Below are 533 nucleotides of genomic sequence, written 5' to 3'. Positions count from 1 at the left end.
AGCATAGCGAACGCTTTCAAATGGTCGACGAAACCACCGGCGAAAACCATGACTGTTAATTTTCACAAGCGCGTGGGTCTCATAGCGGCCTTTTTGCTGGTTTTTAGTGCGATGGGTCTCTATCTGCACACAAGGGAAGATGCAATGAGCGAGAAAGTGATGATGTACTACGGCGACTGGAGTCCGGAAGAAAACCGTTTTGATGCAACAAAATGGTTTCGTACCGATATGTACCGCAGTGATGTTGTCGATGGAAAAAAAAGCGCTGTAACCATGCTGCGTAACAGACCATTACCTTTTAAGCCAAGCGACAACGATGAGTTGGTAGCTGGCGCCATTGTGGCCCTCGAGGCGGCGTATCCGCCGGTCAATGGTGACTTGCTTGGCAAGGAATGGCCGATGCTGATTCCACGTATCCGCTACCGTTACAGCGCTTTCGAAGCGCCGGATCAGCCGCAGGATTATTACAACATTTATCTGAAGTACCAGGGTGAGCGGTATGTCATCACTTTCGCCCGGGATGCGCAAACCGG

General features: G+C 50.7%; 1 protein-coding gene. It reads left to right on the top strand.

Annotation, left to right across the window (positions count from 1 at the left end; genetic code table 11):
* Positions 1-48: 48 nt before the first annotated feature.
* The coding region (locus HT737_RS29580; protein WP_182404595.1) for a hypothetical protein at positions 49-533 on the top strand (485 nt) is incomplete at its 3' end.

It is taken from the genome of Pseudomonas sp. MD195_PC81_125, assembly GCF_014060985.1.
Taxonomy (GTDB): domain Bacteria; phylum Pseudomonadota; class Gammaproteobacteria; order Pseudomonadales; family Pseudomonadaceae; genus Aquipseudomonas; species Aquipseudomonas parakoreensis.
This window is presented reverse-complemented; position numbering and strand designations above follow the sequence as displayed.